Source organism: Desulfotruncus alcoholivorax DSM 16058 (genome assembly GCF_000430885.1).
GTDB classification, from domain to species: Bacteria; Bacillota; Desulfotomaculia; order Desulfotomaculales; family Desulfallaceae; genus Desulfotruncus; species Desulfotruncus alcoholivorax.
In genome coordinates this window covers 49,230-73,908 of record NZ_KE387267.1, presented here as the reverse complement: position 1 = coordinate 73,908, position 24,679 = coordinate 49,230, and the positions used below count along the sequence as shown (strand labels likewise).

Sequence of the window (24,679 nt, the reverse complement as noted above, 5' to 3'; positions counted from 1 at the left end):
AATATTAAGCCGCTACCTGGAAAATTCCTTAATCACCACTTCCCGGGCTTCCGCAACCATGTAAAAAGACCCGGTCACACAGACCATATCCCCCTTGCCTGCCTGGCTTATTGCTGACAATACAGCTTGTTCAATATTTTCAATGGTATCTACTTTATTTAGATAATGGCGTGCTTCTTCGGCCATCTGCATCCAGTCTCCCGCCCGGGGGCTGTTGGGTTTTGTAATAATAATACGACTGGCCCTTGGTGCCAGTTCCGCCACCACCTTGGAGCGTTCCTTGTCGCCCAGCATACCAAGCACCATGATAATCCGCTGATCAGGAAAGTATTCGTCCAGGGCTTGCCTCAAACATCTGGCGCCGTCATAATTGTGAGCGGCATCCACCAACACAGGCGGATTATTACCTATAAGTTCCAAGCGTGCCGGCCAAATTGTTGCTGCAAGACCTTCCCGCAAAGCATCTTCTCCGATATTTACCCCTTGCTGCTGTAGAATCTCCAATGAGGCAACAGCAGTTACAGCATTGATAACCTGGTGTTTGCCCATGAAGGGAATCCATAATTCCTTCATTTCCCATGCTATGCCCCGGTAATCAAAGTACTGTCCCTGCAGTGAATGTCCCCCACGAGACCAGGATACATCACGTCCAACCCTGACCAGGCGGCAACCTTTTTCCCTGCATACAGCTTCTATTATCTCCAGCGCTTCCGGTTTGTCCGAGGCAGTGACAACGGGTACGCCTGGTTTTATTATCCCTGCTTTTACGCTGGCAATTTCTGAAATTGTATAGCCAAGATAATCCATATGATCCATAGCAACATTCGTAATTATGGACAAAATAGGGGTTACCACATTGGTGGAATCTATTGCTCCCCCCAGGCCCACCTCAAGTACCAGGTAGTCGACTTTCTCCTCTGTAAAGTAACAAAAAGCCATAGCGGTGCCGACCTCAAATTCTGTCGGGTGTTCAAAACCCTCTTCAACCATGGACTCCAGGTGGGGTCGTAGAACGCTGACCAACCGGGCCACCCGCTCGGGCTTAATTTCTTCGTTGTTAATCCGATACCTTTCGGTGAAGGAGTGCAAATGCGGCGATGTAAAAGTCCCCACCCGACAACCCGCGCCCTGAAGGACGCGCGCAATCATAGCAGTTGTAGATCCTTTGCCGTTAGTACCCCCAACATGGATCACCTTGACATGCCGGTGAGGGTTATTCAACCTGCGCAGCAACTCGGTTATTCTCCCCAGGCCAAAATTCATGCCAAATTTAGTTAGGTTCTGTAAATATTCCATAGCTTCCTGGTACAACAATTAGAACACCTCCGTCATTTCGATCAATTCGACACCAAAGCTATTTTTCCTATTTATATAACCCAGTCTTTTAAAAACTAACGCTTAGATCAATTCCATTTACACGTTAGTTGTATTTTATCTCCTAAACCCTTGCATCAAATTACCTGACGATAAAAATTCTGACTTTATCATGGAGGAATTTCTGAATTTTCTGTGGAATATTACCCAAAAAATCAGCGGAGGGGGAGGGGACATCTATGAACACTTTCCGTGCACAAATGACTTTATTATCTGTAGTTTTTGGCACTATATCCCTTTTATTTGCCTGCGCCGGCTGGTGGCTGGCCGGAAAAACATTTTTGGGCGCTGCTGGCGGTGGCCTGGCTGGATTATTAATAATAGCGGTAGTTATATTTAACCTTTTAACACCACTTCGGCGCGATTTAATACACGTTCTGGAAAATACCGAAAAGGCCATCCAGGGAGACCTTACCGGTTATATTGAGGACAAAAATTATGGCTGGGGTGAAATTAACTTATTAATAAGAAATTTTCGAAAAATACTGAAAGGAGTACATAAGTGGTTTTCCCTGGTCAAAGACACCAGCTTAACCCTGGACCGGGCAGCAGAGCAAATTACAGCCAGCACTGAGCAAGTCAGCACAGGTAGTCAGGACCAGGCAGAGCAGGTCAGCAGTTTATTAGAAGCAATAGAAAAACTGTCCAAGCAGTCTGAGCACTGCGCCCAGCAGGCCGGACAAGCTGATGAGTCAGCCCGAAACGCAGCAGATACCACAGTTCGTGGCAGTTCAACAATTCAAAAGGCATTAAATGAAATAACTATGCTGGAAATGAAGTTTGATCATTTAAGCCAAAGTTCCAATCGAATTGTGCAGTTCCTGGATGTTATTCAAAATATAGCGGCCCAGACAAACTTATTGGCATTAAACGCTGCGATTGAGGCCGCCCGGGCCGGTGAACACGGCAGAGGGTTTGCGGTTGTGGCCGAAGAAGTGCGGAGCCTGGCCGAAGACTCGGAAAAGGCAACCAAGGAAGTGGCTCAAATTGTCAATGAAATTCAAAATGCAGTATCGGATACAGTTCTGGCTGTTAAATCAGGTTTAGCTCATTCAAAGGAGGCCGAGCAGTTGTTTGCACAGATCAGCCAAGCCCTTGACCAAACAAAAGCCATGGTCGGTAATATCGCCAAAATCGTCAAGGATCAGGCAGTCCAAGCTTCAGGCATGTTATCAAGCACCCAGTCAATATCAGCAGTGGCCCAGCAAGCGGCGGCCAGCAGTGAGGAAACGGCAGCAGTGGCCCAGGAATTAACCATAACCGCGGAAAACCTGAAAAAAGTTGCTGATATATGGAAATTTGGCAAAGAATAATAGATCATTTTCCCAATCTCCGGTGGATTTGTTGGTCCCTGGTACGGTGGGTATTACGGGGCAAAGGACAAAAAGTGGACTATTGCAGGTTAAAGGGAACCGTTTAGAATAGCGGTTCCCTTTAACCTTTTTAACTTCACGGATGATCAATGGACAAGCTGACACCCATCAAGCTGCATACATACATCTATGGGCTTTTGGTAAAGGTCAAAACAAAATAAATTTATTGACAAGGGGTATCCATCAAAATATAATGAAATTGATAATCATTATCGATATAAATTTAGCCGGTCAGCGATAGGGATTATCACTTTCATTGGAGGTGTGCATTATGACTCTCGACAAAGTCAGGAAGGGACAGCAGATTAAAATTATCTCAATACTGGATGAAATAATCCGTGTTCAGGCTATACGGTTTGGCATCGCCGAAGGTTCGGTAGTGACCTGTCAGGAAAAAGTACCGGCCGGACCAATAGTTCTGCGCAAAAACAATCAAGAAATAGCCATAGGAAGAAATCTGGCCAACAAAATTGACGTGGCATTAAACTAGAAGTCCGAAAGGTGGTGTACAAAGTGACTCATTGCCATACAGGCGGTATACAAATGAATATCCCTGAGGGAGCCAAAAAAATTGTACTGGCTGGCAACCCCAATGCCGGGAAGTCAGTTTTCTTCAATTATTTTACCGGCCTTTACGTAGATGTTTCAAATTACCCTGGAACAACGCTTGAAATTTCATATGGCGAATTTGAAAAGAATGTACTGATCGATACTCCGGGAGTATATGGAATTTCTTCCTTTAATGACGAAGAACGCATAGCCCGGGATATCATTCTATCCGCAGACATTGTAATAAACGTTGTAAACGCAGTGAACCTGGAAAGAGATTTATTCCTGACCCAGCAAATAATTGATTCCGGCAAGCCGGTGATTATGGCTCTTAACATGATTGATGAAGCAGAAAAAAACGGAATTATCATCGATATAGACTTATTGAGTAAAGAACTGGGGATACCTGTCATTCCAACGGTTGCAATTAAGAAAACCGGTCTTGATAAGGTTAAGGGCGGCATCGATCTGGCCCGAATAGGTAACATATGCAACGAGATTCGCTTAAAGTTGGATCCCCTGACGAAAAGATTGGGCAGCCAGGGGGAAGCCTTGCTGGTGTTGGAGGGCGACCCGGCGGTTTCGGCACGCAACGGAATGGAACCGGGCAGCAGCAGGGAGGAAATATACCTTGCCCGCAGGGAAAGAGTTAATCAGGTAATAGAAGAAGTTATTCAAAAGTCGTCTTCGAAATCAGGTTTTAGCAATAAACTGGGAAGTTTGATGATCATGCCTTTGACCGGTATCCCTATTCTTGTAGCAGCCCTTTGGATAATGTATAAAATCATAGGTGTTTATATTGCCGGAAACATTGTAGGTTTTACCGAAGGAACTGTAATGGCCGGAATTTATGAGCCGGCCGTAAGGCATGTTGTAGGACAGATTATTCCTAATACCAGTATTCTTGGCAAAATTTTAACCGGCGAATTCGGTATACTGACAATGACCGTCACTTACGTGCTGGGGCTGTTGTTGCCGCTGGTGGCAGGTTTTTATTTCTTCCTGGCTATCTTTGAAGACTCAGGTTATCTTCCCCGCATCGCCACCCTGGTCGACCGGGTATTGACCGGCATAGGGTTAAACGGCAGAGCGGTTATACCTCTAATCCTGGGCTTCGGCTGTGTGACCATGGCCAGCATAACCACTCGCCTTTTAAGCTCGGAACGTGAAAGAAGAATAGCTATATTTCTCCTTGGCCTGGTTATCCCATGCTCGGCTCAACTGGGAGTAATAACGGGGCTGCTAGCGGGAATCGGCCCGCAATACGCCGCCCTGTACGCAATTATTATTCTTGCTGTATTGATAACTGTTGGCACCGTTTTGAACAATGTGCTTCCCGGCAGGTCAGCTGATTTATTGATTGATTTACCAGCACTGCGCCCGCCCCGCATTGGGAATATAATGAAAAAAACCACCGGCAAAACATTTATGTTTGTTAAGGAAGCAACACCTTTATTTGCCCTGGGCGCATTGTTGATTAGCGTTTTTCAGGTCACAGGAATCCTGGTTTACCTGCAAAATTTATTAGCTCCGGTAACTGTGGGCTGGCTTAGACTGCCTCCGGAAATAGCCACAGTTTTTATCATGGGCATTGTGCGCCGCGACTTCGGAGCCGCCGGGCTGAACTATATGACACTGACTCCCGGAGATACTCTAGTTGCCCTGGTTACTCTAACCTTGTTCGTGCCATGTATAGCTTCAGTGCTGGTGCTTTTTAAAGAACGAGGCCGAAAAGAAGCTATTATCATGTGGATCGCCACCTGGGTAATTGCATTTTTTGTCGGAGGATTGGTAGCCCAGGTCCTTAATGTATTTGGTCGTTCCAGCAATACCGAGGGAATTGCCGTTGTACTTGCTTTCTTTGGTTTAATTGCCATAGTTTCAAGGCTTTTCAAACGTTTTTACAAAACAATTACAGCCCAAATATAACTTAGGGGATATGAGCATGGAAAATCAACAATACCGGTGTACCCGTTGCGGAAACAGCTTTAATATAAAACAATCCTTCCGCTGCCCGAGATGTTACGAACCGGTTCTCATCGCTTTAAGATGCTCCGGATCTTGCAGCAAATGCAGCAGCATTAAAAAATGCAACAAGAACTAGGTCAGATTAAATTTAAGGCACCATCACTAAACTTGTGATGGTGCCTTAAACATTCTTCATTTTTCTCTGCTAGGCCCCAAACATAACCAACCGCTCCTTGATGGCGTTTATCTTGGAAGTAAGCTCGGTTTCCTTGCCCCGCTCCTTCTCGACCACTTCGGCAGGAGCTTTATCTAAAAAGCCCCTGTTATTTAACTTGCCCTGCACGCGTCCCAGATCTTTTTCCAAAGCCTGCAGTTCCTTGTTTAAACGGGCTAATTCCCTGTCAACGTCGATCAAACCGCGCAGCGGCACAAACACCTGAATATCCTGAGCCACCGCTGTGGCCGCCTGCCCAGGCTTTTCCTCCAATACGGAAAGCACTTCTGCTTGACAGTTGGCCAGGCTTTCCACGTATGAACGGTTATCCATTAATACTGTTCTTATATTGTCAACCCCGGAAACAATTAGTGCTTTCGACTTTTTGCCAGGAGGCACGTTCATCTCACTGCGGATCTGCCTGATCCCCCTGGTGACCTCCATTATTATTTCCATCTGTTCCTCAGCTGCTTTATCCACCTGGTTTTCTCTAAAAACCGGCCAGGGGGCCCGCATGATCGTACGTCCCCGGTGCGGTAAGCGCTGCCAAATATCTTCTGTAATAAAAGGCATAATCGGGTGCAGCAATTCCAGAGCACCCCGAAGCACAGCCGCCAAAACATGCTGGGCAACTTCCCTGTCTGCGGGGTTGGTTTTACCATACAATCTTGGCTTCACCAGCTCGATGTACCAGTCGCAAAGCTCATTCCACGTAAATTCGTATAGTACCCTCGCAGCTTCTCCCAATTCATATTTTTCAAGATAACCTGTGCTTTCCTTAACCGCCCTCTGAAATCTGCTCATAATCCAACGGTCAGCCAGGGTAAGCTGTTCTGGGGCAGGAACAGCTTCCGGCCTGTAATCCTGTAAATTCATCAATGCAAAGCGGGAGGCGTTCCAAATCTTGTTGGCAAAGTTTCTGGCTCCGTCCAGCCGCTCAAAATGGAAGCGCAGGTCGTTTCCCGGGGTATTTCCGGTAACCAGCATAAATCTCAAGCTATCCGCCCCGTGGCTTTCAATTACATCTATGGGATCCACGCCGTTGCCCAGGGACTTGCTCATCTTGCGGCCCAGGGCGTCCAGCACCAGTCCGTGGATAAACACTTCTTTGAAGGGCACTTCGTCCATAAAGGCCAGCCCGCTGAAAATCATCCTGGCAACCCAGAAGAAAATGATATCTCTGCCGGTAACCAGCACCGAAGTGGGATAATAGTATGCCAGGTCCAACGTCTTCCGGGGCCAGCCCAGCGTTGAAAAAGGCCACAGTCCGGAACTGAACCAGGTGTCCAGCACATCGGGGTCCTGTTCGAAATGGGTGGAGCCGCATTTTTCACATTTTTCCGGCTGTGTTTTACTGGCAATTACCGCATCACAGTCCTGGCAGTAATAAACGGGAATACGGTGCCCCCACCAAAGCTGGCGGCTGATGCACCAGTCCCTGATATTCTCCATCCAGTTCAAGTAAATCTTGGTGAAACGTTCGGGCACAAACCGAACCCTGCCTTCCCTAGCCGCTGCAATAGCCGGTTCTGCCAGCGGTTTCATGCGCACAAACCATTGTTTGGACAGCATGGGCTCAATGACCGATGAACAGCGATAGCAGTGCCCCACCGCGTGAGACAAGTCGTCGATTTTAATTAACAAATCCCTGGCCTGCAAGTCCTTTACAATACGTTTGCGGCATTCCCACCGGTCCAACCCCATATACTTCTGGCCGGCCTCCCGGGTCATTTTGGCCTCTTTATCTATTACCTGAACCGAGGGCAAGTTATGACGACGGCCAACCTCGAAGTCATTGGGGTCGTGGGCAGGGGTGATCTTTACCGCACCGGTGCCGAATTCCGGATCGACATATTCATCTGGAATTATTGGGATCTCCCGCTCCAACAGCGGCAAAACTGCAGTTTTGCCGACCAGATGCCGGTAACGTTCATCTTCCGGGTGTACCGCCACCGCTGTATCGCCCAGCATGGTTTCGGGCCTGGTGGTAGCCACGGTAATAAACTCACCGGGGCTGTCTTTTACAGGATACTTGATGTAATACAGCTGGCCCGGCTTATCTTTATGCTCCACTTCAATGTCGCTAATGGTGGTCTGGCAGTGGGGGCACCAATTGGTAATGTAATAATCACGGTAAATCAAGCCCTGCTCGTAAAGGCGGATAAAAACCTCCAACACCGCCTCGGAGCAGCCCTCATCCATGGTAAAACGTTCCCTGTCCCAGTCACAGGAAGCGCCCAGGCGGCGAAGTTGGGTGGTAATACGGCCACCGTACTGCTCTTTCCACTTCCAGACCCGTTCCAAAAATTTCTCCCGCCCCAAGTCGTACTTGCTTAAGCCCTCGTTGCGCAGCTGCTCTTCAACCTTGGCCTGAGTGGCAATTCCTGCATGGTCTGTGCCGGGCAGCCAGAGCGCGTTGTAACCCTGCATGCGGCGCCAGCGAATTAAAATATCCTGCAGGGTGTTGTCCAGAGCGTGTCCCATATGCAGCTGCCCGGTAACATTGGGTGGTGGAATCACAATGCAGAAAGGTTTTTTGTCCGGGTCCACCGTGGACCGGAAAAACTTTTCGTCCTCCCAGTATGTATACCATCTTCCCTCTACGGCATGGGGGTCATATGTGGTAGGCATGTCAAATTTTTCAGCCATAATATTGTTCTCCTCCTAACATACCTTTTAAAAATAAAAAAACCTTCCGTATTTAAGGACGGAAGGAGTTTCCGCGGTACCACCTTAATTCCGGCAAGAAATAAATTTCGCACGGCGCTTGACAGCTTTAACGGGCTTACCCGGCACAGGCCTAACGGTTAACGGACCGTTCGTTCCGGCAGCTTCGGGGCGACAATGACCGGCGCGACCGGAAAGCCTTTCAGCCACGGGCATTTCCTCTCTAAGGCCGCGGTTACCAGTCAAACTCCCCATCACAGCTGATAGCGACTACCACTTATATTAATTTTTTTATCTAACACTGTCAATATTTTGCTGCGAAAATTTTATAATATGCAAAAAATAGGTACCCAGCAGATAATATGGTTATTGAGACTGGTTTATTATTATATTTAAAGTCATTAATTCTATACAGGTGAATAGCTATAATATAGTTTAACCTTGTCTATCAAGGAGTGATTAAATGTTTAACCGAAAAAGGCAAATAATTTTACTTATTATAACCGTAGTTCTGCTGGGCAGCGGCGCTTTCACCTTTAGCAAAATAATGAGCTGGAATAGAAAAGAGCTTACAGTACTTAAAGTTTGGGAAAATGAAAAATCATTGCAGCACCTTCCCATATATGTTGCTATGGACCAGGGTTTCTTTACTAAAGCAGGCATCAAATTAGAAATAATTTCCCGGAAGGACCAACCAGCCACGGATCCATTCGCTAAAAGTGTCGCCGATTTGATCCTCACCGATCCGGTTGAACATATTTACCGGCAATCGTTAAATCCGGCGGCGCCTAAAATAATTGCAGTTATTGCCGCCAGAGACGACACATTCTTGCTTGGCAGAAAAAAAGAGCCCTTTGCCTGGGGTAAGCTCAAAGACCTTAATTTAATTTCCTTTCCGCCGGAAACCAGCTCGGGATTTGCGCTGGAAAAAATTCTGCGCCAAAAGGAACTTCAGCCAATGCATGACCTCAGCTTGTACAACCGAATCCCGCTGGATTTGCGGCTTGGAGCCTTCAAAGCCGGCAGCGGATCTTACATTCAGCTCAAAGGCCCTGAAGCATATATGGCCGAAGCAAACGGCACAGGGTACGTCGCCGCATCTGTAGGCGAGGAAATCGGGAGATACCCCTCCGTGCTGTGCGCTGCTTGGCCCCAAATTCTAAAGCAAAAACCAGGGGCGATTCAAGGCTTCGTTAACGCAGTTTATAAAGCCCAGCTCTGGATGGAACATGAACCTGAATTATGTACCAGATCCGCAGACAGCCATTTGAAAACTATAGATAAAAAAGTTCGCAGTAAAGTATTAAAAAAATATATCCAAATAAAAATGTGGCAGCCAGATCCTGTATTCGAAAAGAGCCTTTTTCAAGAGTTACAAAAAATGTTAGACACTGCAGGTCTGCTACCGGCAACTGCAACATTCTCCGCAGCGGTGGACAATAGATTTTCGCTTGGCGCCAAAGAAACGGTTAAATATATTCCCAAAGAGGAAAAAGAGCAAAATTGGTTGAAATTGGTTAATAAGAAGAATCAAAAGAATTTTTTAGATCTTAACTAATAGAAAGGAACACACCTCTTTTTATGGTTGGTTTTTTTAGGGGCGGAGGAATGTCCCCCAATAATTTACTTTGAGATTGCTTCGCTGCGCTCGCAATGGCAAAAATGCTACGATCCACTGTTCCTGTGACGATTTGTTTTACTTTTTTCTTTCACCATATCATAAAATATTTATTTTTGTGCTGGAGATAATAACATATTGAAAATTGAAAAAAAGGAGATGATTAATTATGGCACTGGTTCCATACGATCCTTTTCATGCTGTAGATTTAATGAGGCGAGAAATGGACAGGTTCTTCTCTCCCATATTTACCGGCTTCAGAGAAGAGTTTAGCGGTGGCCCAAGGATCGATGTTTACGAGACCGAAAATGATGTTGTAGCCCTGTGTGAGATACCAGGCGTTGAAAAAAAAGACGATATCAATATCAATATTCATGATAACGTCCTGGCTGTCTCGGGTATAATTAACCGGACCAATGAAATCAAAGACGAAAACAAAGTCCACCGCACCGAGCGTTTCTACGGAAGGTTTCAGCGGAGCATAACCCTGCCTACAAAAGTACGCCCCGAGGGCGTAAAGGCAAGCTACCGCAACGGGGTGTTGGAAATAAAAATGCCCAAGGAAACCCCCGGGCAGCATAAAGCTATTGATGTTGAATGGCACTGATAAAATCAGAAGTTTGAAGTTGCAAGTTAAATAGAGCAGATCACTATGCCTCTAGCGCTCTACCAGCAGGATGAAAAAGGGTTGCCAAAGTATCGTAGGGGCGGACGACCCTGTCCGCCCGGGACGACCCTGTCCGCCCGGGACGACCCTGTCCGCCCCTATCTTGTGCTCGATGTTACTTTGGGGTTGTAGCTTTGGGGTCCGGGGTTGCAACTTCGCTTCGCTCCTCGGAATGACAACAACAATGCTTCTAACCTCCAACCTCTAACTTCCAATATGCACCCATTCCCCAATTACCTTCCAGACCTCGTCTTTTCCATGCCCCGTAACAGCGGAAAAAAGAAGTAACGGGTCCTCCTCACGGATAGATATGGTTTTCCTGATTACGGCAAGGTTTTGCACACTGCGCCCCCTGCTAATTTTATCGGCCTTGGTGGCCACAACGGCAGTAGGAATACCATAGTACTTCAGCCAGTTATACATTTGCAGGTCATCAGCAGTTGGAGCATGCCTGACGTCTACTAATTGCAAAACGCCGCGCAGTTGTTTTCTTTGGGAAAGGTAGCCTTCAACCATTTGGCCCCATTCGGCCTTGACCCGGGCCGGCACCTTTGCAAACCCATAGCCTGGCAGATCAACCAGATAAAAGCTGCCATTAATCAGGAAAAAATTAATCAGTTGGGTACGGCCCGGCGTATTACTGGTCCTGGCCAAACGCTTGCGGTTAACCAAAGAGTTTAAAAGGCTGGATTTTCCGACATTGGAACGACCGGCCAGGGCCACCTCAGGGTAGTCCCCGGCCGGACATTGCTCTAATTTTACTGCACTTGTTTCGAAATCAGCTGTAGTTATTTTCATTGGGTAACTCAGTTCCCCTATCCGTTTCCATCACAGACCCGTAAGAGACCTCCGGCGGCGGGTCAATTATTGCCGGCTCGGGCGAAAACTTTGACTCCCGCAAGGCAATCTTGAGCACTTCGTCCATATGTTCTACCGGTATTAGTTCCAGTTGTTTTTTCACGTTATTCGGAATCTCTTCAAGGTCCTTTTTATTATCAACCGGAAAGATTACAGTCTTAATCCCGGCACGGTGAGCCGCCAGAATTTTTTCCTTTAGGCCGCCGATAGGCAGCACCCGTCCCCGCAAGGTTATTTCACCGGTCATAGCCACATCGTGCCTGATCTCACGGTTGGTTAAAGCTGAAGCCAGAGCTATGGCCAGGGTAATCCCGGCGGATGGGCCATCCTTGGGAATCGCACCTTCGGGAACATGGACGTGGATATCAAATTTTTCGAACATTTCTTCCTTAATGCCAAGTTGGGCAGCCCTGCTTCTCACGTAACTATAACCGGCCTGAGCTGATTCTTTCATTACTTCACCGAGCTTACCGGTTAATGTAAGCTTTCCATTGCCTTTGTATATAGTAACTTCAATGGCCAGCGTATCGCCGCCCACTTCAGTCCAGGCCAAACCTGTTGCCACGCCGACCTGGTCTTCCAGTTCGGCCATGCCGTAGCGGAACCTTGGTTTACCTAGATACTGTTCTAAGTTTTGTGCGGTTATCTTAACCTTATCAGCTTTACCGGAAACGATATGCTTGGCCGCCTTGCGGCACAGTGAGGCAATATTGCGTTCCAGGTTACGGACACCGCTTTCTCTGGTGTATTCCCTGATTACCCTCTTAATGGTATTCTCTGATATCTGCACCATGCTATCATTTAGGCCATGCTCTTTAATCTGTTTAGGAAGCAAGTGCCGCAATGCAATTTGAATTTTTTCAACTTCCGTATAACCTGAGATATGGATAATTTCCATCCTGTCCTGCAGCGGCCTGGGGATGTTATGCTGCACGTTGGCGGTGGTAATAAACATGACATTGCTCAAATCATACGGGGCCTCAATAAAATGATCACTGAATGTATTGTTTTGTTCGGGATCCAATACCTCCAGTAAAGCAGAAGACGGGTCGCCGCGGAAATCCATACTCATTTTATCAATTTCATCCAACAGGAAAACCGGGTTTTTAGAACCGGCGGTCTTCATGCCCTGGATAATCCTGCCGGGCAAGGCTCCAACGTAAGTGCGCCGGTGTCCCCTGATTTCTGCCTCATCACGCACACCTCCCAGGGAAATGCGGACGAATTTGCGCTCCAGGGCGCGGGCGATAGAACGGCCCAGCGATGTTTTACCGACACCGGGAGGCCCAACAAAGCAAAGTATGGGACCCTTCATTTTCTTGGCCAGCTTGCGAATAGCAAGGTATTCCAGAATGCGCTCCTTTACTATTTTAAGCCCGTAGTGGTCTTCATCCAGAATGGCTTCGGCCACATTGATATCCAGACGATCCCTGGTGCCTTTGGACCACGGCAAAGCAAGCAGCCAGTCCAAATAATTCCTGACCACAGCGGCCTCGGCGGCCATGGGGGGCATTTTTTCAAGCCGTTCCAGCTCTTTTAATGCCTTTTCCTCAACTTCTTTAGGCAGTTTTGCTTTGGCTATTTTTTCTCTTAATTCCTCGCCCTCGGCCATGCGGTCGTCTTTTTCGCCCAATTCACGCTGGATTGCCTTGATTTGCTCGCGCAGGTAATATTCTTTTTGGGTTTTTTCCATCTGTTTGCGGACACGGACATTAATCTTGCGTTCCAGCTCCACAATTTCAAGTTCCCTGGCCACAATAGCGCAGAGTTTTTCCAGGCGTTTAACAATATCAATTGCTTCAAGGATTTCTTGTTTATCCTCAATGCGCAGGGTCAGGTGTGAAGCTACGATATCCGTCAGCCGGCCCGGCTCCTCTAAATTAACAACTGTAACAACAGTTTCGGGAGGAATTTTCTTGCTCAGCTTAACATATTGCTCAAACTGTGTAACCAGATTACGCATCAATGCCACAATCTGGGGATTCTTGGCGAATTCCTCGGAATACTGGTTGATCTCAACCTTAAAGTACGGTTCTTTGCTGACGTATTCTTTAATCTCGGCCCTGGCGATGCCTTCAACCAGCACCCGGATGGTTCCTCCGGGCAGCTTGAGCAACTGCTTGACTTCCGCCACGGTACCGACATTATAGATATCTTCCTCGCCAGGATCATCAGTCTGTGCTTCTTTTTGGGTAGCCAAAAAGATTGCCCTTTCGTTGATCATGGCTTCCTCTATAGCTTGAACCGATTTTTCCCTGCCTACATCAAGGTGGATTACCATATAGGGAAAAACCAAAATACCTCTTAACGGCAACAGAGGTAAAACCCGTGTTTGAACCGGATTCATAAAGCACCTCCTTGTTGAAAGTTTTAACCATTGCTATAACACTTGCATGTGCAGATACTAGTTTATTGTAACATAACACAACGGGTGCTACCATAGCAATAAGTCCCAAGCCACAAGGAAACCGGTTAAATGTGAGCATCCAGAGAAATACAGGCAAAACCCGTGTTTTTTGTAGTTTCAACTCTCTTTTTCCGTTTTTTCCGAACCTGGTTTTCATCTAGCCAAAGTATTCATCAAGATTGATCCGCTAGCAATTATCACTCGTTGCACACACCACGATGCAAAAGTGCTGTGTACGCCTGACAAAAAAAAATACGTAATGACAAATGAGCTGCGCTCGTAATAACAAAGGCGCTGCGTTCCACTCCGCAATGCATAAAGTTCTGATTAGATGTCAGCCGGTGCCCCTGTCGCCGAAACAAAAACCCCCGGCCCAACGGGCTCCCGTTGATCGGCCGGCATCGGTTTCTTTTCCGGGGCGGCCAACAGCGCCCCCCTGATGACCTCTGCCAGGCTATCCGAGGGAATTACCCGGATACCGGACATATCCTTAAAAATTTCCTGGTAGTTGTCCGACGGAATGTAAACTTTTTGTGCCCCGGCATGCTTGGCCGCCTCCACTTTGGCCACCACGCCGCCCACAGGCATGATCAAACCACGGATCGATACTTCACCGGTCATCGCCACCGTATTATCGACGGGAATACCGGTTATGGCCGAATAAACCGCGGTGGCAACGGCTACACCTGCAGAGGGGCCGTCCACCGGGGCGCCGCCCGGAAAATTAACGTGCAGGTCGTAATCGCGCGGGTCAACATCCATGGTACGTCTGAGCACTGTCAGCACGTTTTCGACCGATCCCCGGGCCATACTTTTGCGGCGAATGGTTTTCCCGCGGCCCCCCAATTCCTCTTCATCCACTACCCCTGTAACCACCACTTTACCCTGGCCTCTGGGGGCCGGTATGGCACCAACTTCAATTTCCAGCAGCATGCCCATATTGGGCCCGTAAACTGCAAGGCCATTGACCAAACCCACCTGGGGCTTTAAAGGGATCTTTTTTTCCGGCCGGGGAACATATTGCCCGCTGTTCACCACCCATTCAACATCGGATGCCCTGATCTCACTCCGGCCATCCGTTATCACAATGCCGGCCGCCAACTGAATGATATTCACCGCCTCGCGCCCGTTGACGGCATATTTTTTGACAATTCCCAGCGCTTCCGGCTCCAAAGGGAATTCAATTTTTTTTGCTGCATTAACCGCTACTTGCTCTATCTCATCCGGCGTCAGCTGCCGGAAAAAAATTTCCAAACAGCGCGACCTAATGGCCGGGGGAATATCTTCCGGCATTCTGGTTGTCGCGCCCACCAGGCGAAAATCGGCAGGCAGCCCGTTTTGAAAGATATCATGAATATGACTGGGTATGTTAGCATCCTCCGAGCTGTAATAGGCGCTTTCAAGCAGCACCTTGCGATCCTCCATAACCTTCAGCAGCTTATTCATTTGAATCGGATGCAGTTCACCGATTTCGTCAATAAAGAGAATACCGCCGTGAGCCTTGGTAACAGCGCCGGACTTGGGCTGGGGGATGCCCGCCATGCCCATGGGGCCTGCGCCCTGGTATATCGGATCGTGCACAGAGCCAATCAGAGGATCGGCGATCCCCCGCTCGTCAAACCGGGCGGTGGTGGCATCAATTTCAACAAACCGCGCTTTTTCCTTAAAAGGTGAGGCGGGGTTCTTCCTGGCTTCTTCCAGCACCAACCGTGCCGCGGCTGTTTTCCCAACCCCCGGCGGGCCGTACACAATAACGTGCTGCGGGTTGGGCCCGCAAAGTGCCGCCCGCAGGGATTTCAGTCCTTCCGCCTGCCCGATGATTTCTTCAAAGGTATGGGGTCTGGTTTTTTCCGCCAAGGGCTCGGTCAAAGAGACCTGCCGCAATCCCTGCAGTTTTTCCAATTCCTTGCGTGACTCCCGGTCCACCGCCGACTTATTGCCCTGCTGGGCTTTAAGCAAATTCCAAAAGTACAATCCGATAATAACAGCGAAGAAAACCTGGATAAATGTTATGAAACTCGCAATTCCACCTGACAGTTCCATTATGGTCCTCCAGTAAAAATATTATTGGTTACTATTAAGGTAGTCATAATTCAGCAGTCGGAATTCATAATATTTCGTGACGATAAACCGTTTTCTCATTCTGATTCCTGACTCCTGAGTAGTTACTATTATTACTATATATTATTGCTAGAAATTGTATATTTTATCCGGTATGATGCTTGTCAGATAAATTTGAAAGTTCGGGCACAAATGAAGGAAAATTACGTAATATGTTTAATATTAAAATGTTATACTTATTGGGGGGTAAGCAATGACCGCTCTAAGTTTTTCTGTTTTTGACAGCATAGTAGAGCCTATTTACATTATTGACAACAATTTTACTTTACTGTATGCCAATAAAGCTGTCGAGCAATGCACCGGCTGGTGCGTTAACTCAATTGTGAACAAAAAGTGCCATGAAATTTTTGGACAGGGGCTCCAGGACAATTGCGCTTCAATTTGCCCCGTAAACAAATTGTTATTCGGGGAAATTACCGAACCTCGCTATTTTGACAAGTCTCTACAAACCGCAGGCGGGGAAACCCTTTACGTCCAAGTTTCCGCTTCTCCCCTTTACGATGACGGCGAAATTGTCGGCAGCACTGTGTTAATGAAGGACATCACCCGGCTTCGCCAGGTTGAAACGTTAAGCGCAAAAACTTCCGGGGAATTAAAAAAAGAGCTCGAGCGGCGGCAAAAGCTTGAGGAATCTTTGCGCCGTTCCGAGGCCATGTACCGGGCCATGTTTGAATATACCGGAACGGCGATGTTGGTAATTGATGAAGATAAAACCATCCTAATGGCCAACCATGAAGTTGAAAAGATGACCGGCTATGCCAGAGAAGAGCTGGAAAATAAAAGAACCTGGGACGAATTTGTGCACCCCGAAGATTTGGAAAGAATGAAGCATTACCACCTGGAACGGAGAAGGGAAGGCGGCGTTGCTCCCGATCATTACGAATTTAAACTAATTAACACCAGCGGAAAAATAATTGACGTTTATTATACCATTGGCTTAATTCCGGGTACCGGACAGAGTATTGGTTCCATGATTGACATCACGGAGCGCAAAAACATAGAACGGGCGCTCAGGGAATCCGAAGAAAAGTACAGGCAACTGCTGGACGATCTTGAGGACGTCTTTTACGAGGTTGATTTAAAAGGCCGCTACATTTTGTTAAATAATTCGGTGGAGAGAGTTACAGGATTTAACAAAAGTGACCTTATCGGGAAAAGCTACCGGCATGGAGTGGACGAAGAAAATGCCCAAATAGCTTTTGCGGCTTTTAATAAAGTTTACAATACCGGCATGCCCGAGCGGGGTTTTACCTGGGAGATCATTAGACCGGACGGAGAAAAAAGAAACCTCGAAGTATCAATTTCCCCTATTAAAGACACGGCCGGCAATATAACCGGCTTCAGGGGCATCGCCCGGGATATCACTGACCGCAAGCGGGCGGAGGAGCGGCTGCGCTACCTGAGCTTGCATGATTCCCTAACCGGCTTGTATAACCGTACATATTTTGAAGAAGAAATACTCCGCCTGGAAAAGGGGCGCCAGTTTCCGGTATCATTCATCAGCGCCGACGTCGATGGTCTTAAAAAAGTCAACGACACCATGGGCCACAAAAAAGGAGACGAATTGCTGATAGCAGCCGCCAGGGCACTGAAAAATTCGCTCCGTTCCTCCGATGTGGTGGCCCGCGTGGGCGGCGATGAATTCGTGGTAATCCTGCCCAATACAGATGAAACTGCTGCAGAGGCTGCCTGCAAGCGGATAGCAGGTGCCGTGGAACAGTTTAACCTGGCAACCCCGGAGCTGCCGCTGAGCATATCTCTCGGCTGGGCTACCGCCCACACCAGCGATAATATGCCAAACCTGTATAAAAGGGCCGATGACAATATGTACCGTGAAAAAGCTCGCAAGAAAAACTTGCCCTGCCAATAGTAACAGGTCGGGTTCTGCAATGCGGGCCCGGCTCATCAAATTTTGAAATTTACCAGGGGGTATGCTGAATGTTTTTCACGAAAACCGCTGAAACCAGCCGGAATAGCGGCGGCAAAGGAATGGACAGGGCTGATTTTATCGCGGCAGTTGCCGGGTTTTCCCTGGTCCATACTGATTTAATCACCTTTCTGGCCATACTCAAAGTGCGGGAAATAGCACAAACCGCCTTGGAGCTCACCTCCTCCAGCCAGGAGATGGCCGCCATGACCCAGGAAGTATCGGCTTCTGTTGAACAAATTAATGCTTCCATGCAACAGGTTGCAGCCGGGGCGCAGGAAAGTGTAACCAAGATTAATGACCTGGCCGTAATGGGGCAAAAATCACTGTCCATCCTGCAAAACATGACTGAAAACGCAGGAGAGTTAAGCGACCAAATTAAGCATATCGACACCATCAGTCAAAATGTGTCCAACATTGCCGATCAAACCAATTTACTGGCCTTAAACGCGGCAATTGAGGCGGCCAGGGCAGGCGACGCCGGCCGGGGGTTTAATGTCGTTGCTGAAGAAGTGCGCAAGCTGGCCGGTCAAACCAAAGACGCAGTAACGAATGTCAAACAGATTTCTGAACAAATGAACTTTAAATCTACAGTGACAGTTGATAATGTCACCAGTGTAGACCAAAATTTCCACCAATATATTCATAACACCAATTTAGTGGGTAATATCATTCGTGAAAGTACAAATCAAATTGAAGAATGCGCCGCCACAATTGAAAACATTACCAACGCCATGCAGCAGCAAAGCGGCATTGCCGATAACCTTGCCAGGGCATCCGAAGCATTGTCACAAAACTGTAAATATATCAGCGAACTGTTTAGGGATGAATCAGGCTATTTAAACCAAATTATTGAACCATGCCTGACCACTTCCGGTAATGATTCCGTGATAGCAGCCCTATCCGCCAGGCTGGTCGACCACGCCAACTTTTTGAAAAAAACCATGGCCGAGGCGGGAAAAGGCTCCAGTGTAACGGGACACGACGAATGCGCCTTCGGCAAGTGGTACAACGCCAACCGTGAAAAGTTCGGTCATTTAAAAGCCTACCAGGATGTAGACGAACCGCACCGCAGGGTGCACCAGGCGGCCAAGGAACTGGCCGGTTCCTGCACTGCCGCGAATGTTCAAGATTTAATGCAGGCATCCGCGTTGATTTTAAAAGCATTTATCGACTTATACCATGAATTTGACAAATAGCATAAAACCGTAAAATATAAGGCCACCCTAACGGGTGGCCTTATATTTTACGGTTACGCCGATTCTTCCTTTTTCTTTTTGCGTTCCATGGTTATGAGCACCGGTTTTTCCTTTTTCAAAATGGTGTCTTTGGTAATCACACACTTGGCAATATCCTCGCGGGACGGGATATCGTACATAATATCAAGCATAATATCTTCCAGGATGGAACGCAGGCCACGGGCTCCTGTCTTGCGCCTTAAAGCTTCCTGGGCAATGGTGACCAGACCGTCATGCTGGAATTCCAGGTTGACCCCGTCCAAATCAAACAGCTTTTCGTACTGCTTGACCAGCGCGTTCCTGGGCTCGGTTAAAATGCGAACCAGCGCATCCTCATCCAGAGCATCCAGGGTAACAATGATTGGCAGACGGCCAACAAATTCCGGAATTAAACCAAACTTCAAAAGATCTTCCGGCAGTATCTGGGCCAAAATTTCACCTATGCGCTGCTCTTGCTTGGGTTTAATTTCAGCCCCGAAGCCCATGACTTTCTGCCCAATCCGGTTCTGAATAATTTTCTCAATACCGTCAAAGGCCCCACCGCAAATAAACAGTATATTTGTTGTATCGAGCTGGATGAATTCCTGGTGCGGGTGCTTGCGGCCACCCTGGGGCGGTACACTGGCTACAGTCCCCTCTAAAATTTTCAATAAAGCCTGTTGAACGCCCTCACCCGAAACATCCCTGGTAATGGAGGGGTTTTCAGACTTGCGGGCAATTTTGTCGATCTCATCAATATAGACAATACCTTTTTCGGCTTTTTCCACATCGTAATCAGCAGCCTGAATCAGTTTCAGCAAAATGTTCTCCACGTCTTCACCCACATAACCGGCTTCAGTGAGCGAGGTGGCATCAGCAATGGCGAAGGGCACATTAAGAAGCCTGGCCAGCGTCTGGGCCAGCAGTGTTTTACCGCTGCCGGTAGGACCCAGCATGACAATATTGCTCTTTTGCAGTTCTACATCATCAATTTTACCGCCCAAGTTTATTCTTTTGTAATGGTTGTAAACAGCCACGGCCAATGCTTTTTTGGCGCTCTCCTGGCCAATAACGTATTGGTCCAGGATCGCCTTTATTTCCTTGGGCTTGGGAACGTCACCAAGGTCCAGACCAATATCTTCATTTAGTTCTTCTTCGATAATTTCATTACACAGTTCAATACATTCGTCACAAATATACACACCCGGCCCGGCCACTAACTTTTTAACCTGGTCTTGGAGTTTGCCGCAAAAGGAGCACTTCAGCTGACCTTTTTCATTAAACATAATTTACACCTCTTTTAGCTTTGCTTCGCCCGTACAAACACCTTGTCAATGATGCCGTAATCCTTGGCCTCTCCAGCCGACATATAGAAATCACGTTCTGTATCCCGGGCGATGGTTTCTTTGGGCTGTCCGGTATGCTTAGCCAAAAGTTCATTAATAATGTCTTTCGTTCGCAAAATTTCTCTGGCATGAATTTCTATATCCGTAGCCTGCCCCTGAGCGCCACCGGCTGGTTGGTGGATCATAATCCTGGCATAAGGTAATGCAAATCTCTTGCCAGGAGCACCTGCCGCCAGCAGGAACGCCCCCATGCTGGCCGCTTGCCCCAGGCAGATAGTGGAAACGTCCGGTTTTACATACTGCATGGTATCATATATTGCCATACCTGCAGTAACAACGCCACCGGGGGAATTAATATAAATGTTGATATCTTTTTCCGGATCTTCGGCTTCTAAAAATAAAAGCTGCGCTATAACAAGATTGGCCACGTTATCATCGATAGCGCCACCAATAAAAACAATTCTGTCCTTTAATAATCTGGAATATATATCGTATGATCTTTCTCCCCGGTTTGTTTGTTCAACAACAATGGGAACAAGATAAGACACACGGATCTCCTCCTAACAATTATAAAATCATGGTTAAAAGATTATCACTATCAATAACACCTACGTGAATAACTTATTCCGCTTCCTTCTGGTTTGCTCCCTCAACAAGCTCGGCCCTGCCTGCAATAAATTCAATAGTTTTCTGCTGCTGCAGGCTGTCTCTCACATATTCCAGCTGGTTTTGCCCTTCAAGTATTTTACGTAAAACCTTGGGATCCTGCTGGTAATTTTTAGCCATTCTAATTATTTCGTTTTCCAAGTCCTCGTCACTGACCTCTATTTTTTCTTGTTTAGCTATGGATTCCAGCACCAGGGTGGTTTTAACTCCCCTTGCCGCATCATCACGCAAGCTGTTCTTTAATTCATCCAGGCTGGAATTAGTATATTTAAAATAATTTTCCATGGTCATTCCCTGCTGCATGAGCCGCCTTTCCATGTTTTCGATCATTTCTTCCAGCCTGGTTTCAATCATTTCATCCGGTATATCTACTTCCGCATTATCCACTGCTTTCTTAACAGCCTCACTGTTTATTTGCTGCTGTGCCCTCTTTTCGGCCGCTTCCTTTAATTTATTCGCTAAATCAGTCCTTAATTCCTCCAGTGTATCGAATTCGCTTACGTCTTTGGCAAATTCATCATCAAGCTCAGCTATTTCCTTACGCTTGATACCTTTAACTGTAACAGTAAACACCGCTTCCCGTCCCTTTAAGTCTTCATTAGGATAATCTTCGGGAAAAGTTACGGTAACCTCCCTGGTTTCGCCAATTGCAGCACCCACCAGTTGATCCTCGAAACCCGGTACAAAAGAGCCGGAGCCAATTTCCAGCGAGTAATCGGTGGCTGAACCTCCTTCAAATTCAACTCCGTCCTGGCGGCCCACAAAATCTATTACCGCAATGTCGGCTTGTTGAACCGTTCCTTCTTCCAGGTTGGCCAGCCGAGCGTGTCTTTCCTGCAGCTTCTTCAACTCGTTCTCAATGTCTTCACCGGTTACTTCTGAAACAGGTTTGGTTACCTGTAGTCCGGTGTATTGGCCCAGCTTTACCTCCGGTTTAACGCGAACGGTAGCTTTAAAAATAACCGGTTTACCTTCCTCAACCTGCACCAGTTCAAGCTGAGGTTGGGAAACCGGCTCTATCCCGGTTGTTTTGACTGCTTCCATATAAGCGTCGGGCACAACTATCTCAACAGCTTCGTTGTAAAGGGTTGCTTTGCCGACGAAATTTTCAAAAACCACCCGCGGCGTTTTTCCCTTGCGAAAGCCCGGTATTGAAACTTTTTTGACAAGCTTGCGGTATGCCTGATCCATGGCTTTAGAAAATTGTTCCGCATCGACCTCTACATCAATCTTCACTTGGTTATTCTCCAACCGTTCCGCGGTTGCCTTCATTATAATGTGCTCCCCCTTTTAAGTTGTCATATGTAATGTTTTCCATCGCACAGTAATATTTTATCCAAAACCTTAATAATTACAATGCTATTCTACAACGGATTAAACATTTCCTTTTACGTTTGCTAAATTAAACCATAAAAACAAATAGCCGGTGTTATTACGCCGGCAGTTAACTCTAATTGACATTTAATTTTAACACGCTTTGGCCGGGACTGCAATATCTCAAAGAGAAAAGATTTTTGTTTTTTGAATTGACGTAACATTCGAAATATGTAATAATTTTCTCTAGTACATACGGTATACAAAAAAAACATTTTTTTAGAACAGCCAAAGACAGCTAGAGATAGATGCAAGGGGGGAGGGGTCACACTCAAACCGGCAATTATGCCACATAAGCTAAGATTATTTGCCCGATCAATAGGGAAAAATAATTTATGGGACAAGCCGGGAAATAATTTTAAACTTCCGGACGCATGCGCCGGCAGTACTTCAAGATGTGCCTGGATAAATCGGTTTATAATCGTGCCGATTAATTTAGCAAAATAAGGAGGTTACTCATATGACTAATGTTGTATCACCTATGGTAGGGAAACTGGTATCTATCGACGTTAAAGTAGGCGATGCGGTTAAGGCTAACGATCCCGTTGCCACCATCGAAGCCATGAAGATGATGGTTAAAATTTATGCTCCCGCCGAAGGCGCAGTGAAAGAAATTAAAGCGTCCCCCGGCGATGTTGTTAATACCGACACGGTAATTATGACCCTTGAATAGCTTATAGTGTGATTGATTAGGTTGGATATGTGGCCAATTTCCACCAAATTAACGGAGGAATGCGGCCTTTAAATTTTTACAACAAACTATGCTCTTTTGCCCCGAATTTGCCGGGGCTTTTATGTTTACACCCGGGATAGCCACTGTCTACGTTAAGTACAAAATACAACTTTGCGCTGTCCAAATGAATACAAATCAATGCATGTAAGCTCTAAAAGCTAAACTGGTACGGTTTTTGCATAATATATTAAAATAAATTATCTGGCGGGCTCTCGCGGGCATCACGCCCGCTCGCCCGGTTTCGCTTACGGGACTTCGCCGGGTGCTGTTACCGGCGCTTTCGCACATCACTTGCGGGGAACCACCGGCCCTCCGCCATACTTGTTCATTTATCTGCTGGTGCCGCGCTAGCGGCTTGATAAATTTTATAATGCAATAATATAGCATTAGAAAGGAGTAAAATAATGCGTCAGACTGTTATCGTAAGCGCCGCCAGAACACCCTTCGCCAAGCTGGGCGGTGCGCTAAAGACCGTCAAAGCGACCAAACTTGGCGGCATTGCCATAGCCGAAGCGGTAAAAAGAGCCGGCCTTGAAGGCAGCGACGTGGACAATGTTATTTTTGGCCAGGTTCTCCAGGGCGGCTGCGGGCAGATTCCATCCCGCCAGGCAACCCGCGAAGCAGGCCTGCCCTGGGAAACCCCTTCCGAAACTGTCAATAAAGTATGCGCCTCCGGCCTTCGCGCTGTAACCATCGGGGACCAGATTATCCGGGCAGGAGATGCCGACATAATTGTAGCTGGCGGCATGGAAAGCATGAGCAATGCCCCCTACTTTGTTAAAGACGCCCGCTGGGGCCTGCGCATGTTTGACACTAAATTTACCGACTTGATGGTGCACGACGGGTTGTGGTGCTCCTTCTACGACCGGCACATGGCTATTCACGGCGGCGAAGTCGCCAAAGAATACGGGGTTAGCCGGGAGGAGCAAGATGAATGGGCACTGCGCAGCCAGCAACTGGCAGTTGCCGCTATCGACAGCGGACGGCTGAAAGAAGAAATTGTGCCGGTAAACATTCCCCAGAAGAAAGGCGATCCCAAGGTGGTGGACACGGACGAAGGTCCCAGGCGCGATACCAGTCTTGAAGCATTGCGTAAACTGCCACCCGTCTTTGATCCTAATAATACAGTGACGGCAGGCAACGCCCCGGGCGTTAACGACGGTGCCGGAGCCCTGGTGGTTATGTCCAATGAGAAAGCAGCGGAACTGGGCTTAAAGCCCATGGCTACCATTTTGGGGCACGCTTCGGTATCACAGGAAGCCAAGTACATTGCCACTGTTCCCGGACTATCAATTAATAAACTGCTTAAACAAAAAAATATGACCATCGACCAGGTAGACCTGCTGGAAGTAAATGAAGCGTTCGCTGCAGTAGCACTGGTAAGCGGTAAGATCGCAGGTTGGAACCCCGACAGGGTTAATGTAAACGGCGGCGCAATTGCCTTTGGACATCCAATTGGGGCCAGCGGTGCCCGCATTCTGATGACCCTGGTATATGAACTCCGCAGGCGCGGTGGCGGCATTGGCGTGGCTGCAATTTGCAGCGGCGCCGCCCAGGGTGATGCTGTGATGGTTAAGGTTGAATAGTACAGGAAAGGAGT

General features: G+C 47.4%; 18 protein-coding genes. 9 read left to right on the top strand and 9 right to left on the bottom strand.

Annotated elements, in window-relative coordinates; genetic code table 11:
- Positions 1-12: 12 nt before the first annotated feature.
- Positions 13-1,314: a bifunctional folylpolyglutamate synthase/dihydrofolate synthase gene (locus tag H569_RS0118410; protein ID WP_027366176.1), complete on the bottom strand. Its 1,302-nt coding sequence runs from the start codon at positions 1,312-1,314 to the stop codon at positions 13-15.
- Positions 1,315-1,553: 239 nt separating this feature from the next.
- Between H569_RS0118410 and H569_RS21055 the strand changes: the two genes are divergently transcribed.
- The 3 genes from H569_RS21055 (at position 1,554) to feoB (ending at position 5,225) form a co-directional block, all read left to right on the top strand.
- Positions 1,554-2,687, top strand: coding sequence for a methyl-accepting chemotaxis protein (locus tag H569_RS21055; protein WP_027366175.1), 1,134 nt, complete (start codon positions 1,554-1,556; stop codon positions 2,685-2,687).
- A gap of 331 nt (positions 2,688-3,018) precedes the next feature.
- On the top strand, positions 3,019-3,237 hold the full coding sequence (locus H569_RS0118400) for a FeoA family protein (RefSeq protein WP_027366174.1): 219 nt from the start codon (positions 3,019-3,021) through the stop codon (positions 3,235-3,237).
- Positions 3,238-3,290: 53 nt separating this feature from the next.
- Positions 3,291-5,225, top strand: coding sequence for a ferrous iron transport protein B (feoB, locus tag H569_RS0118395; protein WP_238492602.1), 1,935 nt, complete (start codon positions 3,291-3,293; stop codon positions 5,223-5,225).
- A 244-nt stretch (positions 5,226-5,469) separates the two neighbouring features.
- Here feoB and H569_RS0118390 read toward each other — a convergent pair whose 3' ends face one another.
- Entirely contained in the window at positions 5,470-8,127 is a 2,658-nt protein-coding gene (locus H569_RS0118390; RefSeq protein ID WP_027366172.1) for a valine--tRNA ligase, read from the bottom strand.
- Between the two features lie 84 nt (positions 8,128-8,211).
- Positions 8,212-8,391 (bottom strand): hypothetical protein, encoded by a 180-nt coding sequence (locus H569_RS0118385; protein WP_027366171.1) that lies wholly within the window; start codon positions 8,389-8,391, stop codon positions 8,212-8,214.
- A 217-nt stretch (positions 8,392-8,608) separates the two neighbouring features.
- On the opposite strand from H569_RS0118385, the gene H569_RS0118380 reads away from it, so the two are divergent.
- Positions 8,609-9,703, top strand: coding sequence for an ABC transporter substrate-binding protein (locus H569_RS0118380; RefSeq protein WP_027366170.1), 1,095 nt, complete (start codon positions 8,609-8,611; stop codon positions 9,701-9,703).
- A 229-nt stretch (positions 9,704-9,932) separates the two neighbouring features.
- Positions 9,933-10,370, top strand: coding sequence for an Hsp20/alpha crystallin family protein (locus H569_RS0118375; protein ID WP_027366169.1), 438 nt, complete (start codon positions 9,933-9,935; stop codon positions 10,368-10,370).
- A gap of 264 nt (positions 10,371-10,634) precedes the next feature.
- Here H569_RS0118375 and yihA read toward each other — a convergent pair whose 3' ends face one another.
- From yihA to lonB, 3 genes are all read right to left on the bottom strand, one after another.
- A complete protein-coding gene (yihA, locus tag H569_RS0118365; RefSeq protein WP_027366167.1) occupies positions 10,635-11,228 on the bottom strand; it encodes a ribosome biogenesis GTP-binding protein YihA/YsxC in 594 nt (197 codons plus the stop codon).
- Positions 11,209-13,635, bottom strand: a complete 2,427-nt coding sequence (lon, locus tag H569_RS0118360) for an endopeptidase La (protein WP_027366166.1) — start codon at positions 13,633-13,635, stop codon at positions 11,209-11,211. The genes yihA and lon overlap by 20 nt, the downstream gene beginning before the upstream one ends.
- A 387-nt stretch (positions 13,636-14,022) precedes the next feature.
- A complete protein-coding gene (gene lonB / locus H569_RS21050) occupies positions 14,023-15,738 on the bottom strand; it encodes an ATP-dependent protease LonB (RefSeq protein WP_169726487.1) in 1,716 nt (571 codons plus the stop codon).
- A 271-nt stretch (positions 15,739-16,009) separates the two neighbouring features.
- On the opposite strand from lonB, the gene H569_RS21580 reads away from it, so the two are divergent.
- The gene (locus H569_RS21580) at positions 16,010-17,686 is read left to right on the top strand and encodes a PAS domain S-box protein (protein WP_051273763.1); all 1,677 of its coding nucleotides are present in this window, start codon (positions 16,010-16,012) and stop codon (positions 17,684-17,686) included.
- A gap of 68 nt (positions 17,687-17,754) precedes the next feature.
- Complete coding sequence (locus tag H569_RS0118345) at positions 17,755-18,942, top strand: methyl-accepting chemotaxis protein (protein WP_027366165.1); 1,188 nt, start codon at positions 17,755-17,757, stop codon at positions 18,940-18,942.
- A gap of 53 nt (positions 18,943-18,995) precedes the next feature.
- Here the strand turns inward: H569_RS0118345 and clpX are convergent, their stop codons facing one another.
- The 3 genes from clpX to tig form a co-directional block, all read right to left on the bottom strand.
- Positions 18,996-20,246 carry an ATP-dependent Clp protease ATP-binding subunit ClpX gene (gene clpX / locus H569_RS0118340; protein ID WP_027366164.1) on the bottom strand — a complete coding sequence of 417 codons (1,251 nt, stop codon included), beginning with the start codon at positions 20,244-20,246 and terminating at the stop codon, positions 18,996-18,998.
- 14 nt (positions 20,247-20,260) lie between these two features.
- Positions 20,261-20,854 carry an ATP-dependent Clp endopeptidase proteolytic subunit ClpP gene (clpP, locus tag H569_RS0118335; RefSeq protein WP_027366163.1) on the bottom strand — a complete coding sequence of 198 codons (594 nt, stop codon included), beginning with the start codon at positions 20,852-20,854 and terminating at the stop codon, positions 20,261-20,263.
- A 73-nt stretch (positions 20,855-20,927) separates the two neighbouring features.
- Positions 20,928-22,244: a trigger factor gene (gene tig / locus H569_RS0118330; protein ID WP_027366162.1), complete on the bottom strand. Its 1,317-nt coding sequence runs from the start codon at positions 22,242-22,244 to the stop codon at positions 20,928-20,930.
- A 562-nt stretch (positions 22,245-22,806) separates the two neighbouring features.
- Between tig and H569_RS0118325 the strand changes: the two genes are divergently transcribed.
- Positions 22,807-23,019, top strand: a complete 213-nt coding sequence (locus H569_RS0118325; RefSeq protein WP_027366161.1) for a biotin/lipoyl-containing protein — start codon at positions 22,807-22,809, stop codon at positions 23,017-23,019.
- A 464-nt stretch (positions 23,020-23,483) separates the two neighbouring features.
- Entirely contained in the window at positions 23,484-24,665 is a 1,182-nt protein-coding gene (locus H569_RS0118315; RefSeq protein WP_027366160.1) for an acetyl-CoA C-acetyltransferase, read from the top strand.
- Positions 24,666-24,679: the final 14 nt, after the last annotated feature.